This window comes from Pantoea sp. 1.19, assembly GCF_001922585.1.
Taxonomy (GTDB): Bacteria; Pseudomonadota; Gammaproteobacteria; order Enterobacterales; family Enterobacteriaceae; genus 1-19.
In genome coordinates this window covers 49,965-65,109 of record NZ_MRBS01000002.1, presented here as the reverse complement: position 1 = coordinate 65,109, position 15,145 = coordinate 49,965, and the positions used below count along the sequence as shown (strand labels likewise).

The 15,145-nt window shown below is 60.4% G+C and carries 11 protein-coding genes and 1 pseudogene; 5 read left to right on the top strand and 7 right to left on the bottom strand.

Annotated features, from left to right (window positions below; all coding sequences use genetic code 11):
- Nucleotides 1–154 precede the first annotated feature (154 nt).
- Nucleotides 155–1,438, top strand: coding sequence for a cystathionine gamma-synthase family protein (locus tag BS626_RS04355; protein ID WP_075181179.1), 1,284 nt, complete (start codon nucleotides 155–157; stop codon nucleotides 1,436–1,438).
- Nucleotides 1,439–1,481: 43 nt separating this feature from the next.
- On the opposite strand, the gene pncB is transcribed toward BS626_RS04355, so the two are convergent.
- Nucleotides 1,482–2,702: a nicotinate phosphoribosyltransferase gene (pncB, locus tag BS626_RS04350; protein ID WP_371328481.1), complete on the bottom strand. Its 1,221-nt coding sequence runs from the start codon at nucleotides 2,700–2,702 to the stop codon at nucleotides 1,482–1,484.
- 236 nt (nucleotides 2,703–2,938) lie between these two features.
- Here pncB and pepN point away from each other — a divergent pair, with 236 nt between their 5' ends.
- Entirely contained in the window at nucleotides 2,939–5,557 is a 2,619-nt protein-coding gene (gene pepN, locus BS626_RS04345) for an aminopeptidase N (RefSeq protein ID WP_075181178.1), read from the top strand.
- A gap of 32 nt (nucleotides 5,558–5,589) precedes the next feature.
- On the opposite strand, the pseudogene ssuB reads toward pepN, so the two are convergent.
- The 5 genes and pseudogenes from ssuB to ssuE form a co-directional block, all read right to left on the bottom strand.
- Nucleotides 5,590–6,368, bottom strand: a pseudogene (ssuB, locus tag BS626_RS04340) (aliphatic sulfonates ABC transporter ATP-binding protein).
- Nucleotides 6,365–7,144, bottom strand: a complete 780-nt coding sequence (ssuC, locus tag BS626_RS04335; RefSeq protein ID WP_075181594.1) for an aliphatic sulfonate ABC transporter permease SsuC — start codon at nucleotides 7,142–7,144, stop codon at nucleotides 6,365–6,367. Before ssuC ends, ssuB begins: the two are co-directional and overlap by 4 nt.
- 7 nt (nucleotides 7,145–7,151) lie before the next feature.
- Nucleotides 7,152–8,297 carry an FMNH2-dependent alkanesulfonate monooxygenase gene (gene ssuD / locus BS626_RS04330; RefSeq protein WP_075181177.1) on the bottom strand — a complete coding sequence of 382 codons (1,146 nt, stop codon included), beginning with the start codon at nucleotides 8,295–8,297 and terminating at the stop codon, nucleotides 7,152–7,154.
- 13 nt (nucleotides 8,298–8,310) lie between these two features.
- Nucleotides 8,311–9,267, bottom strand: a complete 957-nt coding sequence (locus tag BS626_RS04325; RefSeq protein ID WP_075181176.1) for a sulfonate ABC transporter substrate-binding protein — start codon at nucleotides 9,265–9,267, stop codon at nucleotides 8,311–8,313.
- Between the two features lie 12 nt (nucleotides 9,268–9,279).
- Nucleotides 9,280–9,831: an NADPH-dependent FMN reductase gene (gene ssuE, locus BS626_RS04320; protein WP_075181175.1), complete on the bottom strand. Its 552-nt coding sequence runs from the start codon at nucleotides 9,829–9,831 to the stop codon at nucleotides 9,280–9,282.
- 225 nt (nucleotides 9,832–10,056) lie between these two features.
- Between ssuE and pyrD the strand changes: the two genes are divergently transcribed.
- Nucleotides 10,057–11,067, top strand: coding sequence for a quinone-dependent dihydroorotate dehydrogenase (gene pyrD, locus BS626_RS04315; protein WP_075181174.1), 1,011 nt, complete (start codon nucleotides 10,057–10,059; stop codon nucleotides 11,065–11,067).
- 178 nt (nucleotides 11,068–11,245) lie between these two features.
- The gene (locus BS626_RS04310) at nucleotides 11,246–11,782 is read left to right on the top strand and encodes a cell division protein ZapC (protein ID WP_075181173.1); all 537 of its coding nucleotides are present in this window, start codon (nucleotides 11,246–11,248) and stop codon (nucleotides 11,780–11,782) included.
- Between the two features lie 21 nt (nucleotides 11,783–11,803).
- Here BS626_RS04310 and BS626_RS04305 read toward each other — a convergent pair whose 3' ends face one another.
- Nucleotides 11,804–12,910, bottom strand: a complete 1,107-nt coding sequence (locus BS626_RS04305) for a YcbX family protein (protein ID WP_075181172.1) — start codon at nucleotides 12,908–12,910, stop codon at nucleotides 11,804–11,806.
- 117 nt (nucleotides 12,911–13,027) lie between these two features.
- On the opposite strand from BS626_RS04305, the gene rlmKL reads away from it, so the two are divergent.
- Entirely contained in the window at nucleotides 13,028–15,142 is a 2,115-nt protein-coding gene (gene rlmKL, locus BS626_RS04300) for a bifunctional 23S rRNA (guanine(2069)-N(7))-methyltransferase RlmK/23S rRNA (guanine(2445)-N(2))-methyltransferase RlmL (RefSeq protein ID WP_075181171.1), read from the top strand.
- Nucleotides 15,143–15,145: the final 3 nt, after the last annotated feature.

The window sequence follows — 15,145 nt, the reverse complement described above, 5'->3', positions numbered from 1 at the left end:
GATTCACTGGCAATTTCCCACTGCCCGCGCAGGTCCGGCATTTCTAATCAATGCAACTGCTTAGCTTTTTTGCGCATTAACGCGGGTAAATTTGCCGGTGATAGAGTAAGCCTGGTAATGACCCGCTGTATTTTCAGCCCTACCGGAGCCGTATATGAACCCGTTCGTCAGTAAAGAAAATCCTGAACATCACGCCTCATTGCATCCGGAAACCCTGATGCTACATCATGGCTACGACCCGCGCCTTTCCGAAGGCGCGGTCAAGCCGCCGGTGTTTCTCACCTCAACCTTTGTGTTTGCCTCTGCAGAACAAGGGAAGGCGTTTTTTGATTACGCCGCCGGACGTCGACAGCCGGAAGCGGGACAGTCCGCTGGGCTGGTCTATTCTCGTTTTAACCATCCGAACAGTGAAATCGTTGAAGATCGGCTGGCGGCCTTTGAGCAGGCGGAATCGTCCCTGCTGTTCTCCTCCGGCATGGCCGCTATCTTCACCACGCTGCTGGCCTGGGTTCGCCCCGGGGATGTGGTGCTGCATTCTCAGCCGCTCTACGGCGGCACGGAGACCCTGCTGCGAAACACGTTTGCCCAGCTCAACGTTGCCAGCGAGGGATTGCTGGATGGCAGCGATCCGCAGGCGGTCCGCGCGGCCGCGAGGCGCGCGCAGCAGCAGGGGCGGGTTAGCGTGATCCTGGTGGAGTCACCGGCCAATCCGACCACCACGCTGGTGGACATCGCCCTGCTACACGAAGTCGCCGGGGAGATTGCCGCTGCGCAGGGCTATCGTCCGCTGCTGGTGTGCGATAATACGCTGCTGGGGCCGCTCTGGCAGCATCCGCTGCGCTGGGGCGCCGATCTCTCGGTATACTCGCTGACCAAGTATGTTGGCGGCCACTCCGATTTGATTGCCGGCGCGATCAGCGGTCGCGCCGCGGTGGTAAAGCCGGTCCGCGCGCTGCGCAGCGCCATTGGTACACAGCTGGATGCGCATACCAGCTGGATGCTGGGCCGATCGCTGGAGACGCTGACTCTGCGGATGGAGAAGGCGAATGCCAATGCGGCGCGGGTCGCGGAGCAGCTGGTGGCGCATCCGCAGGTGGCGCGGATCGGCTACTTGCCTTTCAGCGATCCCGCGTCCCCGCAGGGGGCGCTGTTTCGCCGGCAGTGTCTGGCGGCCGGCTCAACCTTTGCTTTTGATCTGCACGGCGGCGAGGCGGAGGCATTTCGCTTTCTCGACGCCCTGCGGCTGTTTAAACTGGCGGTCAGCCTCGGTGGAACCGAATCGCTGGCCTGCCACCCGGCGAGCACCACCCATTCCGGGGTCAACGCGACGGTACGCGAGCGGATAGGCATTCTGCCTTCGACGGTGCGGGTATCGATAGGTATCGAGCACCCTGATGACCTCTGTGCGGATGTGGCGCAGGCGCTGGCGCAGGTATAGCGGCAAAGCGCGGCGGGCGGCTATTTAGCCCCCGCCGACGCGTCTAGCTGGCCTTTTTAACCAGCGGCAAATCAAATGCCTTACGCAGGGCGCGCACAAACGCTTTATCCTGACAGATGGTTTTACCCGGACTGTCGGACAGCTTAGCCACCGGTTTACCGTTGCAGGCTACCAGTTTGATGACGATATTCAGCGGGGTGACGGTTGGAATGTCACAGGTCAGGCGGGTGCCGATGCCGAAAATCACGTTGATACGCTGGCCAAAATGGCGATACAGCGCCAGCGCTTTTTCCAGGTCGAGATTATCGGAAAAGACCAGCGTTTTACTGTGCGGATCGATCCCCAGCTTGTGATAATGGGCGATGGCTTTTTCCCCCCACTCCAGCGGATCGCCAGAATCGTGACGCAGTCCCTGGTAGCGGTGGGCGAACGTTTCACCAAAGTCGCGCAAAAACGCATCCATGGTAATACAATCGGTCAGCGCGATGCCTAACTGGTCGGGATACTCGTCAAGCCAGGCCTGCAGCGCGACGCGCTGACAATCCGCCAGCGTCGGACTGATTTGCTGGTGGGCCTGAAACCACTCGTGCGCCTGGGTGCCAACCGGGCTGATGCCCAGCTGACGCGCCACATCATAGTTGCTGCTGCCCAGCAACCACGGAAAATCCTGCTGCAGAGTGCTGACGATCGCCAACTGCACGTCGCGGGAAAACCGGCGTCGGGTGCCAAAATCCATCAGTTTGAAGCGCGACATATCCATGTCGGCGCTCAGCGTGCGAAACGCGGCCAGTTTGTGCTGCAGCTGCGCCACGGCCATCTCCGGTGTGATGTGCGGCGAGCGGTGACGATGCACCACTTCGCTAATCAGCGCCAGCAGCGGCACTTCCCACAAAATCACCTCACGCCAGGGGCCGTCAATACGAATACGCAGCTGTCCGGCGTCGTTGTGCACCTGAACCTGACGCGGGTTGAAGCGAAACGTCCGCAGCCAGTCGAGGTAATCCGCGTGGAAAAAGGGCAGGCTGGCCAGATAGTCGTACTCCGCGTCGCTGAGCGTCAGCGCGGCCAGCGTCTCGATCTGCGCGAGGATCGCCTCGGCATACGCGCCGAGGCGGTCGTCACCGCGGCAGCGAAACTCCGCCGATACCGTGATGTCAGGGTAGCGATGAAAGACCGCCTGCTGCATATGCAGCTTGTAGGCGTCCGTATCCAACAGGGTAGATATTATCGGGGGAACGTTTCTTGTCATGGTGCGTTTCAGCATCCTCGAGGAGCGCGTTACCTGGTGTAATAGAAAGAGTTCAAGACGGCGGAGTATAACCCGAATATCAGTTTATTGAACCCGATCACAACATAAATGGCATTCGTCGGCCATCGCAAGCGACAAACCGCGCCGGCTGCCCGTATTTACAGCCTGTTATCCATTCTCCGTGGCAACATCCCGGTAAGCAGAATAGACTAGGGATTTACTGATACTGCAAAGCTTAGCAAGAGGGACGTATGACGCACGCGCCGCAGGCAAAAAATCGCCACGACTATCGGGCACCGGATTACACCATCAGCGACATCGATCTGACTTTTGAACTCGATGCGGCCACCACCCGGGTAACGGCCATCAGTCAGGTGCAGCGACTCGGCGCTGCCGACGCCGCGTTGCGCCTTGACGGAGAGGATCTGACGTTGATTGCGCTGGAGGTGGATGGCCAACCCTGGCGTGACTATCGCGAGGAGGAGGGCGCGCTGATTCTGGAGCGGCTGCCCGAGCGCTTCACGCTGAAAATTATTAACGCGATTCACCCGGATAACAACACCGCGCTGGAAGGGCTATACCAGTCAGGCGAGGCGCTCTGCACGCAGTGCGAGGCCGAAGGATTCCGTCATATCACCTGGTATCTCGATCGCCCGGACGTGTTGGCGCGCTTCACGACCACTATCTTTGCCGATAAGGCGCGCTATCCGTGGCTGCTGTCGAACGGTAATCGCATCGACGGCGGCGATCTGGAGCAGGGGCGTCACTGGGTAAAATGGCAAGATCCGTTTCCCAAGCCTTGCTACCTGTTTGCGCTGGTCGCCGGAGATTTTGACGTCCTGCGCGACACCTTCCGTACCCGTTCCGGCCGCGACGTGGCGCTGGAAATCTTCGTCGATCGCGGTAATCTCGATCGCGCCGACTGGGCGATGACCTCGCTTAAGAACAGCATGAAGTGGGACGAGGCGCGTTTTAACCTCGAGTACGACCTCGATATCTTTATGATCGTTGCCGTCGACTTCTTCAATATGGGCGCGATGGAAAATAAAGGCCTTAACGTTTTTAACGCCAAGTATGTGCTGGCGAAGGCGGAAACGGCGACCGATAAAGATTACCTCGGTATTGAAGCGGTGATCGGCCATGAATATTTTCATAACTGGACCGGTAACCGGGTCACCTGCCGCGACTGGTTCCAGCTCAGCCTGAAAGAGGGGCTGACGGTATTCCGCGATCAGGAGTTCAGTTCCGATCTCGGCTCGCGCGCGGTCAATCGTATTGACAACGTGCGGGTGATGCGCGGCGCTCAGTTTGCCGAGGACGCCAGCCCGATGGCGCATCCGATTCGTCCGGAGCAGGTTATCGAGATGAACAACTTTTACACCCTGACGGTGTATGAGAAGGGATCGGAAGTGATCCGCATGCTGCACACGCTGCTCGGCGAAAGCCTTTTCCAGAAGGGTATGGCCCTCTATTTTGAGCGTCACGACGGCAGTGCGGCCACCTGCGACGACTTTGTGCAGGCGATGGAAGACGCATCCAACGTCGATCTCTCGCAGTTCCGCCGCTGGTATAGCCAGTCCGGAACCCCGGTGTTGACCGTCCGTGATGACTACAATCCGGAGCTGGAGCAGTATACGCTGCACGTCAGCCAGCATACGCCGGCCACCGCCGACCAAAAAGAGAAGCTGCCGCTGCATATTCCACTGGATATCGAACTTTACGATGACCGGGGTAATGCGATACCGCTACAGCATAACGGTCATCCGGTCCATCACGTGCTGAACGTCACGGAAGCCGTACAAACCTTTATTTTCGACAATGTCTATCATCAGCCGGTGCCTTCACTATTACGCGAATTTTCTGCGCCGGTGAAGCTGGAATACAACTGGAGCGACGCCCAGCTGACGTTCCTGATGCGCCACGCGCGCAACGATTTTGCCCGCTGGGATGCAGCACAGAGCCTGCTGGCGACTCACATCAGGCTGAACGTGGCGCGCCATCAGCAGCAGCAGCCGCTGTCGCTGCCGGCACACGTCGCCGAGGCGTTCCGCGCCGTACTGCGTGATGACGCCAGCGATCCGGCGCTGCGGGCGCAGATTCTGACTCTGCCGGGCGAAAATGAAATTGCAGAACTGTTTACCACCATCGATCCGGTAGCCATCGCGGAGGTGCGTGAAGCGCTGACCCGCCTGCTGGCCAGCGCGCTGGCTGCGGAGTGGCAGCGCGGCTATGAGGCTAATCAGAGCGCGGTTTACCGCGTAGAGCATGCCGATATCGGCCAGCGCGCGTTGAAAAACCTCTGCCTGAGTTACCTCGCGTTCGGTCCCGATGTGACCCACGCCGACGCGCGGGTGCGGCAGCAGTACCGGGTGGCTAACAATATGACCGACGCCCTGGCCGCGCTGGCGGCGGCCAACGCGGCGCAGCTGCCGTGCCGTGCCGAACTGATGCAGGACTTTGACGACCGCTGGCACCACGATGGTTTGGTGATGGATAAGTGGTTTGTGCTGCAGGCGACTAACCCGGCGGCGGATGTGCTGGAAAGGGTGCGTGAGCTGCTGACTCACCGCAGTTTCAGCCTGAGCAACCCGAACCGTACCCGCTCGCTGATTGGGGCGTTTGCCTCGGCAAATCCGGCGGCGTTTCACGCGGCGGACGGCAGCGGCTATTGCTTCCTGGTGGAGATCCTTACCGATCTGAATCGCCGCAACCCGCAGGTGGCAGCGCGGATGATTGAGCCGCTGATTCGTCTGCAGCGCTACGATGCCGGCCGTCAGACGCTGATGCGCCAGGCGCTGGAGCAGCTGAAAGGGCTGGATAAACTCTCCGGCGATCTGTTCGAAAAAATCAACAAGGCGCTGAGCGCCTGATGAAAAATCGCCCCGGGTCCCCGGGGCGTACATTATCTCGCCAGACGTCTGGTGTCCGCGACGCCAGCCTCCGGCGGATGCATTACCCGCTCCAGCACCTCCGCTTCCAGTTCCGCCAGTCTGGCTGATCCTTTGCGCCGCGGGCGCGGCAAATCAATGGTTAAGTCCAGCCCGATCTTCCCCTCTTCAATCAGTAGTACCCGATCGGCCATGGCTACCGCTTCACTGACGTCGTGGGTGACCAGCAGCACGGTGAACTGCTGTTCGCGCCACAGCCCTTCGATCAGCGCCTGCATCTCCAGCCGGGTGAGGGCATCCAGCGCCCCGAGCGGCTCATCGAGCAGCAGCAGGCCGGGCCGATGAATAAGCGCACGCGCTGTTTTTGTCCACCGGACAGGGCGGCCGGCCACTCCCCGGCGCGCTCGGCGAGCCCGACGGCCTCCAGTACCGCTCGCGCCTGCGTCCGCCAGTCGCTGCCGCGCAGACCGAGCCCCACGTTATCAATCACGCTTTTCCACGGCAGTAAGCGCGCGTCCTGAAACATCAGGCGCGTCTCGTCCCGCGCGTTGCAGAGCGGGGCGCGTCCGGCCAGCAGTTCGCCGCCGCTGGCCTGCTCCAGACCGGCCAGCAGGCGCAGCAGGGTACTCTTGCCGCAGCCGCTGCGGCCCACCACGGCCACAAACTGTCCGGCGGGGATATGCAGATCCAGCAGATCCAGAATCGTGCGCGGCCCGTAGCGCTTGCTCACCCCGCTCAGCGTGAGCGGCGTACCGGCATTCAGCCGGGCAGGAATAGCAGAAGAAAGTGTCATGGGGTCTGCTCCAGAGGTTGATAAGCCGGGTGCCAGCGTAACCACAGGCGCTCCAGCAGCAGGGCAGAGACGTCTGCCAGTTTGCCCAGCAGGGCATAAAGGATAATCGCCACCACCACGATATCGGTTTGTAAAAATTCGCGGGCGTTCATCGCCAGATAGCCGATGCCGGCGTTGGCCGAGATGGTTTCGGCCACAATCAGCGTCAGCCACATCAGCCCGAGGGCAAACCGAACGCCGACCATAATGCCGGGCAGCGCACCGGGCAGTACAACCTGAAAAAAGCGCTGCCAGCCCGAGAGGCCATAGCTGCGCGCCATCTCCAGCAGGCCGCGATCCACATTGCGAATACCGTGATAGGTATTGAGATAGACAGGGAACAGCGTGCCAAGCGCCACCAGAAAAATTTTGGCTGACTCATCAATGCCAAACCATAAAATCACCAGCGGGATCAGTGCCAGGTGCGGCACATTGCGCAGCATCTGCACCGAGGTATCCAGCAGGCGTTCACCCCAGCGCGACAGTCCGGTGATAAAGCCGAGCAGCAGGCCGATGGCGCCGCCGATGACAAAGCCGGTCAGCGCCCGTCCACCACTGATCGCCAGGTGATGCCACAGCTCGCCGCTGGCCGACAATCGCCAGAAGGCCAGCACCACGTTTTCCGGTGAGGGCAGAATTCGGGTCGAGAGCAGACCGGTCTGCGAAGCAGCTTGCCAGGCGACGATTAGCAGCACCGGTAGCGCCCAGGGCGCCAGACGATTTAGCGTTTTATTCATCATATCCTCAGCTCTGCGCCGCGTTGCGGGGAATGAAATCATTGGCTACGGCCTCCCCCTGCGCCTGATGCTGCCGGGGCGGTGGGATGTCCGGTACGCGCAAATCCAGATGCGGAAACAGCAGCTCGCCGACGCGGTACGCCTCTTCCAGATGCGGATAGCCGGAGAGGATAAAGGTATCGATGCCGAGATCGGCATACGCCTGCAGGCGGGCGGCGACGGTCGGACCATCGCCGACCAGCGCGGTGCCGGCACCGCCGCGTACCAGACCCACCCCGGCCCACAGATTGGGGCTGATCTCCAGCCGATCGCGTTGACCGCCGTGCAGCGCCGCCATGCGCTGCTGACCTACTGAATCGGTGCGCGCGAAGGCCGCCTGTGCCCGCGCAATGGTGTCATCATCCAGATGGGAAATCAGTTTTTCTGCTGCCTGCCAGGCTTCGGCGGTGGTCTCCCGGACGATGACGTGCAGGCGCAGGCCAAATTTGACCGTGCGTCCCCGCGCGGCAGCTTTGGCGCGGACCGCGTCCAGCTTCTCTTTCACCTGCGCCGGCGGTTCGCCCCAGGTGAGGTAGACATCGACTTGCTCAGCGGCCAAATCCTGGGCCACCTCAGACGATCCACCAAACCACAGCGGCGGACGCGGCTGCTGTACCGGCGCAAACAGTAGCCGCGCACCGCGCACCTTCACGTGTTGACCGTCGTAATCGACGGTGTCTCCCTCCAGCACCCGGCGCCAGACGCGGGTGAATTCGGCGGATTCGGCGTAGCGTTCGGTGTGATTGAGAAACACGCCATCGCCCGCCAGCTCTTCCGGATCGCCGCCGGTGACCAGATTGAACAGCGCGCGACCATTGGACAGGCGATCCAGCGTTGCGGCCTGGCGTGCCGCCTGGGTCGGTGAAATCACGCCGGGACGCAGTGCCACCAGAAAGCGTAGCCGCTGGGTCACCGGGATAAGCGAGGCGGCCACCAGCCAGGCGTCTTCGCAGGAGCGGCCGGTGGGGATCAGCACGCCACCGAAGCCGAGGCGATCGGCCGCCTGAGCGATCTGCTGCAGGTAAGCGTGATCCACCGGTCGGGCGCCTTCGCCGCTGCCGAGATAGTGGCCATCGCCGTGGGTAGGTAAAAACCAAAAAATAGAGAGGCTCATCAGAAATCTCCTGTTAATGGGCGGCCGGACCGGCCCAGATGCGCTGGCGAATATCGAGCTTCACCGGTAGCAGGTGTGAGGCAAAGAACAGATCGGCAGTGTGCTGCTGGGCGCTGGCCGTGCTATCGCTCACCAGGCCAATGGTCATCTCCGGACGATTGGCCAGATAGCGGGCGATCACCGGCACGGGCAGGCCAATCGCCTGAGAAATCAGCGCAATACTGGCGTCTTTTTGCGTGCGCGTCAGGGTCTCTGCTTCGGTAAAAGTGTCCAGCACTGCGCGCAGGAAGGGCGCGTTTTTCTCGGTGTAATCGCGGGTAGCCAGATAGAAGGATCCGGTCAGATTGAGCCGGCTGCCGTCGATCAGTACCCGCGCATCCCCCTGTAATACCGCTGCCGAGTAAAACGGATCCCAGATGGCCCAGGCGTCGACGCTGTGCTGCTGGAACGCCGCCCGGGCATCGGCTGGCGTCAGGTAAACCGGTTGAATGTCGCTGAAGCTCAGCCCGGCCTGCTGCAGCGCGCGCAGCACCAGATTGTGTGAACTGGAGCCTTTCTGAAAGGCGACTTTACGCCCCTTCAGATCCGCTACGTTGCGGATTGGGCTGGCTTCCGGGACCAAGATCACTTCGGCCTTCGGTTTAGCCGGCTCGGCGCCGACATACAGCAGATCCGCACCGGCCGCCTGGGCAAACAGCGGTGGAATATCGCCGGTGCCGCCGAGATCAACGCTGCCGACGTTCAGCGCCTCCAGTAGCTGCGGGCCGGCCGGAAACTCAATCCAGCTGATTTGGGTCTGCGGGTAGCGCTTTTCCAGCAGACGGTGCGCTTTGGTCAATAACATTGCCACTGACCCTTTTTGGTAACCGATGCGCAGCGAGTCCGGCGCCGGTTCGGCGGCCTTGACCAGCGATATGCTGGTCAGCAGCAGGGTGGCAAACAGCGCGGTGAAACGTAATGATGTCATCATTTCTCTCCTGGTTCAGACCGCGGCGGCCAGCGGAAGATGGCGGCGGGACAGTGCCTGCCAGAAGGTCTCCAGCGAAGCGTCAAGACGCTGGAGTAATCCGGGCTGCAGCTCCGGGGTGCGATCGTAATGTGTGATCTGGCTGTCATCGGCAAACACGCCGTGCAGCACCTCCTGTGCTTTCAGGGCGTTAAGCACTGGCTTCAGGGCATAATCGACCGCCAGCATATGGGCGACGGTGCCGCCGGTCGCCAGCGGTAACACCACCTTGTGCTCCAGTGCGCGCTCGGGGAGCAGGTCCAGCAGCGTTTTCAACCCGCCAGAAAAGGAGGCTTTATAGACCGGCGTCGCGACGATCACACCGTCGGCGGCGGCCAAATCCACCTTCAGCGCCTGCAGCGCCGGTGAATCAAAGCGGGCATAGAGGAGATCTTCCGGCTCAAAGTTATGCAGATTCCACGGCGTAACCTCGACGCCGCGCCGCTCCAGGCGCTGTTGGCAGGCATTCAGTAACGCCGTGGAGCGGGAGGGAAAGCGAGGGCTTCCGGCAAGCGTAATGACGCGCATGGTGACTCCTTATAACAATATGGAATAGATGTTAGGAATTTGATATCGCATGGAACTATCCTGACAGAGCGGGCGGCGAGGCTTAAATGCTTTTTATGGCTAATCAAAGTCAACCAGTGAAAATAGTGACCGCAGGCGGGCGAAAAGTAGTGCAGGCCATTTCCTTTTGCTCGCGTCTTGCCGGATAATACCGCCCCGACTCGCCTCGGGAACTCAGGAGTGGTTATGCTTTACCCCCTCGTCAGAAAAGCGCTGTTTCAACTCGATCCGGAACGCGCCCACGAACTTAGCTTTCAACAGATGAAATGGATCAGCGGCACGCCGCTGGAGGCCTGCCTGCGTCAAACCCTGCCGTCAAAGCCGGTGAAGTGCATGGGGCTGACCTTTCGTAATCCGCTGGGACTGGCCGCCGGCCTGGATAAAAATGCCGAATGCATGGATGCCTTTGCCGCAATGGGCTTTGGTTTTCTTGAGGTTGGCACCGTGACTCCCCGGCCGCAGGCCGGTAACGATAAGCCACGGCTGTTTCGCCTGCCGGCAGCGGAGGGCATCATCAACCGGATGGGGTTTAACAATCACGGCGTGGAGGCGCTGGTAGAAAACGTTAAGCGTGCGCGCTATAACGGCATCCTCGGGATTAACATCGGTAAAAACAAAGACACGCCGGTGGAGCGCGGTGAAGAGGACTATTTAGTTTGTATGGAAAAAGTCTATGCCCATGCCGGCTATATCGCGATCAATATCTCCTCGCCGAATACCCCCGGACTGCGCACCTTACAATATGGTGAGGCGCTGGATTCTCTGCTGGCGGCGATCAAAGCTAAGCAGCATCTTCTGCATAAACAGCAAGATAAATATGTTCCTGTGGCAGTGAAGATCGCGCCGGATCTGTCTGAAGAGGAATTGATCCAAATTGCTGACAGCCTGGTACGCCATAATATTGACGGTGTGATTGCAACCAATACCACGCTCGATCGTTCGCTGGTTAGCGGTTTGCAATATGGCGACGAGGCGGGCGGATTAAGCGGCCGTCCGGTACAGTCACGCAGCACCGAGGTGATTCGCCGGCTGGCGCAGGAGCTACAGGGACGACTGCCGATTATTGGCGTCGGTGGCATTGACTCATTAGTCGCAGCGAGAGAAAAAATGGCCGCCGGCGCAACGCTGGTGCAAATATATTCCGGCTTTATTTATAAAGGCCCGCCGCTGATTAAAGAAATTGTGACCCATCTCTGATACATTTTTCACCATGCCGGGCCGGGGGCTTTATTTATGCGCCCGGCTCGTTTATATTTTACCCACCCTGACAGGGAGAATGGCGACAGGGATTTAACCCGCCGTCAATAATCAGATCGAACCGATTGTCAGGGAGAGAGCCATTCATGACACTGTGTCTTCTTAGCAGGGCGAACCAATGAAAATAAAACCCGACGACAGCTGGCGCTGGTATTATGACGCCGACCACGATCGCATGATGCTGGACCTGGCCGATGGCATGCTGTTTCGTTCGCGTTTTTCCCGTAAAATGCTGACCCCCGATGCCTTTAACGATAACGGGTTTTGCGTCGACGATGCGGCGCTGTTCTTTACCTTTGATGAGCGCTGCCGGCAGATGCGCATGCACGGCCAGCACCGGGCAGAACTGGTGCTGAATGCGCTGGTGGCGCGGCGTTTCCTGAAGCCGCTGATGCCGAAAAGCTGGCACTTTACCGCCCACGGGCATCACCATTTACCCGATGAAGGGGACGCGGTTCAGGTGCAGCTTTGCGACAGTGGCGAGATCGCCACTCTGCTGGTGGTAGAGAGCAGTGACACCGCGGCCCTTTGCCTGCTGGCCCAGCCGCAGTTAACCCTGGCGGGGAAAAACATGACCCTCGGGGAGGCGATCAAAGTGATGAATGATCGCCTGCATCCGATTACCGATGCCGCCCGGCTGGATCAGGCGGTCTGATCCCGCCGGCGCATGCGCCGACTACGCCAGCGTCACGTCTCCGGCCGGTATACAGCTACAGCTGAGTAGGCTCTCGCCTTCCACCGCGCCTTGTTTAAGCGGCGTCACCTCACCGGCGAGTAACTGCAAGCGGCAGCTGCCGCAGATCCCCGCTCGGCAGGAGTAAGGGATGCGTAACCCCTGCATCTCCAGCTGATCCAGCAAAATCTGCTGATTGTTACCGTGAAAGGTCTTGCCCTGAAAGGTGATGCGCACCGTCGCCTCGCGCACGGCGTCAACCGCCAGCGTCTCTACCGGTTCGCTGCCGCCGTAGGGGCGCGGCGGACGGGTTTTGAGGACTTCCAGCCGGTCGCCCGCGTGAATGACACCGCTGCTGCGGGCGATCAGATTCATACCGAAATCAATGTCACCACTGCCGTCGAGGGCCTGGCGAAAGCGCTGCAGCGTCGTCATCGGCTCGGCTGTGGGATGTTTACGCCCGCGGGTCGGGCTGACGGTAGTCAGCACGCAGCGGCTACAGGGTTTAGCGACGTCGAAAATCAGCTCGCCAATGCGGATCACCGCCCAGCTATCTTCCTCCCAGGGCTGTGCGCCGCTGATGATCAAATTGGGACGGAACTGGCTCATCTGCACACCGGCGGGGCAGCGCTGCTGCAGATCGCGCAGCGAGGCTTCGTTCACCAGCAGATAGGGATAGCCATCGGCAAAGCTCAGCGGCACCTCCGGGACCTTTTTTACCCGCCTGGCAGAGTCGAATCCGGTCCAGCGCAGCTCAACCGGCCGGGGAAAAAATCCGCTCAGCCATTGGTTGACCGCCGTCGGGGCCACCCGCGAGGGGAAGTGATTACCCCATACCTCGCTGTCACGGGGTTCCGGCTGAAAATCGGCGTAGCGTACCCGGGTGCTGCTGCCGTCCGGGGCCACGAGCAGCAGCCCCTCCGGCGTCAATACCGGGGTGAAGCAGACCAGCTGCGGAAACTGGCGGGCGGTAATAAAAGTGCCGTCGGGCTCTGCCACCATAAAAGCCCGATCGCTGCTCAGCCCGCTCAGGGTGACCTGCGCGTAGGTGAGCTGCAGGCCTTTCATGGATTTGACCGGATACACAGCGAGGCGGGACAGGGTTTTCATCGGAGCTCCTTGCGTGACAGTGCGGGAAAAAGATCGGACAAATGCCGCTAACTTTATGACATGCGAGTGGGATTGGCTATAATGCGCGACAATTTTCCCTGAACGGTGTGTGATGTTATGAATTCTCTGTTTGCCAGTACGGCGCGTGGGCTCGAAGAGCTGTTGAAAACTGAGCTGGAAGCGTTGGGCGCAACTGCCTGTCAGGTGGTACAGGGAGGGGTACACTATCAGGGAGATAACCGTTTACTGTATCAAAGCCTGATGTGGAGCCGGCTGGCCTCGCGTATTTTGCTGCCGCTGACCGAGTGCGGCGTGTACAGCGATTTGGATCTCTATCTGGGCGTGCAGGCGATAGACTGGACGGAGATGTTCAGCCCGGAGCACACCTTCGCCGTGCATTTTAGCGGGACCAATGAGGTGATCCGCAACAGTCAGTACGGCGCCCTGAAGGTGAAAGATGCTATCGTTGACGCGTTCACCCGTAAAAATTTGCCGCGGCCGGATGTTGATCGTGAGCAGCCCGATATTCGCGTCAACGTCTGGCTGAATAAAGATACCGCCAGCATTGCGCTGGATCTGAGCGGCGAGGGCCTGCATCAGCGCGGCTATCGCCAGCAGACGGGCCAGGCGCCGCTGAAAGAGAATCTGGCCGCCGCCATCGTGCTGCGCTCCGGCTGGCAGCCGGGCACGCCGCTGGTGGATCCGATGTGCGGCTCCGGCACGCTGCTGATTGAGGCGGCGATGATCGCCAGCGATCGTGCGCCGGGCCTGTTTCGCGAGCATTGGGGCTTTCTGGCCTGGCAACAACACGATGCGGCGCTGTGGAACGAGGTGAAAACTGAAGCGCAGGTGCGCGCAAAGCGCGGGCGGCAGCAGACTACCTCCCGCTTCTACGGCTACGATAACGATTCACGGGTGATCGACCGCGCGCGCGCTAACCTGCGCCGCGCGGGGCTGGAGCCGCTGATTACCGTCACCCAGCAGGATGTACTGAAGCTGAGCAATCCGCTGCCGGAAGGCCCCTGCGGAACCGTGATCAGCAACCCGCCGTACGGCGAGCGTTTGGAGAGCGAACCGGCGCTGATTGCGCTGCACAGCCAGCTGGGCCGGCTGCTGAAGCAGCATTTTGGCGGCTGGTCGCTGTCGCTGTTTAGCGCCTCTGCGGATCTGCTCAACTGTCTGCAGCTGCGCGCCGAACGGCAGTTTAAAGCGAAAAATGGTCCGCTGGACTGCGTGCAAAAAAACTATCAGCTGGCGGCCCATCCCCAGGGCGGCAGCGCGCAGATCGCTGAAGATTACGCGAACCGCCTGCGTAAAAACAGGAAGAAGCTGGATAAATGGGCGCGTCAGTCCGGCATTGAGAGCTATCGCCTGTATGATGCCGATCTGCCGGAGTACAACGTGGCGGTTGACCGCTACGGGGAGTGTGTGGTGATCCAGGAGTACGCTCCGCCGAAAACCATCGACCCGCTAAAAGCGCGTCAGCGCCTGTTTGACGTGATTGCCGCCACGCTCGCCGTGCTGGAACTGCCCGCTAACCGACTGGTACTCAAAACCCGCGAGCGGCAAAAGGGCAAAAGCCAGTATCAAAAGCTGGGTGAAAAGGGCGAGTTTTTCCTGGTCAAAGAGTACGGCGCCGAGCTGTGGGTGAACCTGACGGATTACCTTGATACCGGCCTGTTTCTTGACCACCGCATCGCCCGACAGATGCTGGGCAGCATGAGTCGCGGGAAAGACTTCCTGAATCTGTTCGCCTACACCGGCAGCGCCAGCGTGCACGCCGGTCTCGGCGGGGCGCGCTCAACCACCACCGTCGATATGTCGCGCACCTATCTTGAGTGGGCGGAACGCAACCTGCGGCAGAATGGCCTGACCGGGCGGGCGCACCGGCTGATTCAGGCTGACTGCCTCAACTGGCTGACGGAGAGCGACGAACAGTTTGATCTGATCTTTATCGATCCGCCGACCTTCTCGAACTCCAAGCGGATGGAAGCCAGCTTTGACGTGCAGCGCGACCACCTGCAGCTGATGCGCGATCTCAAACGGCTGCTGCGTAAGGGGGGCACCATTATGTTTTCCAACAACAAACGCGGCTTTAAATTAGACAGCGCCGGACTGGCCGGGCTGGGCCTGCAGGCGCAGGAGATCACCGCCAATACGCTGTCGCCAGATTTTGCCCGCAACCGTCAAATTCACAATTGCTGGCTGATTACGCACGCCGGTAAGGAATAACAG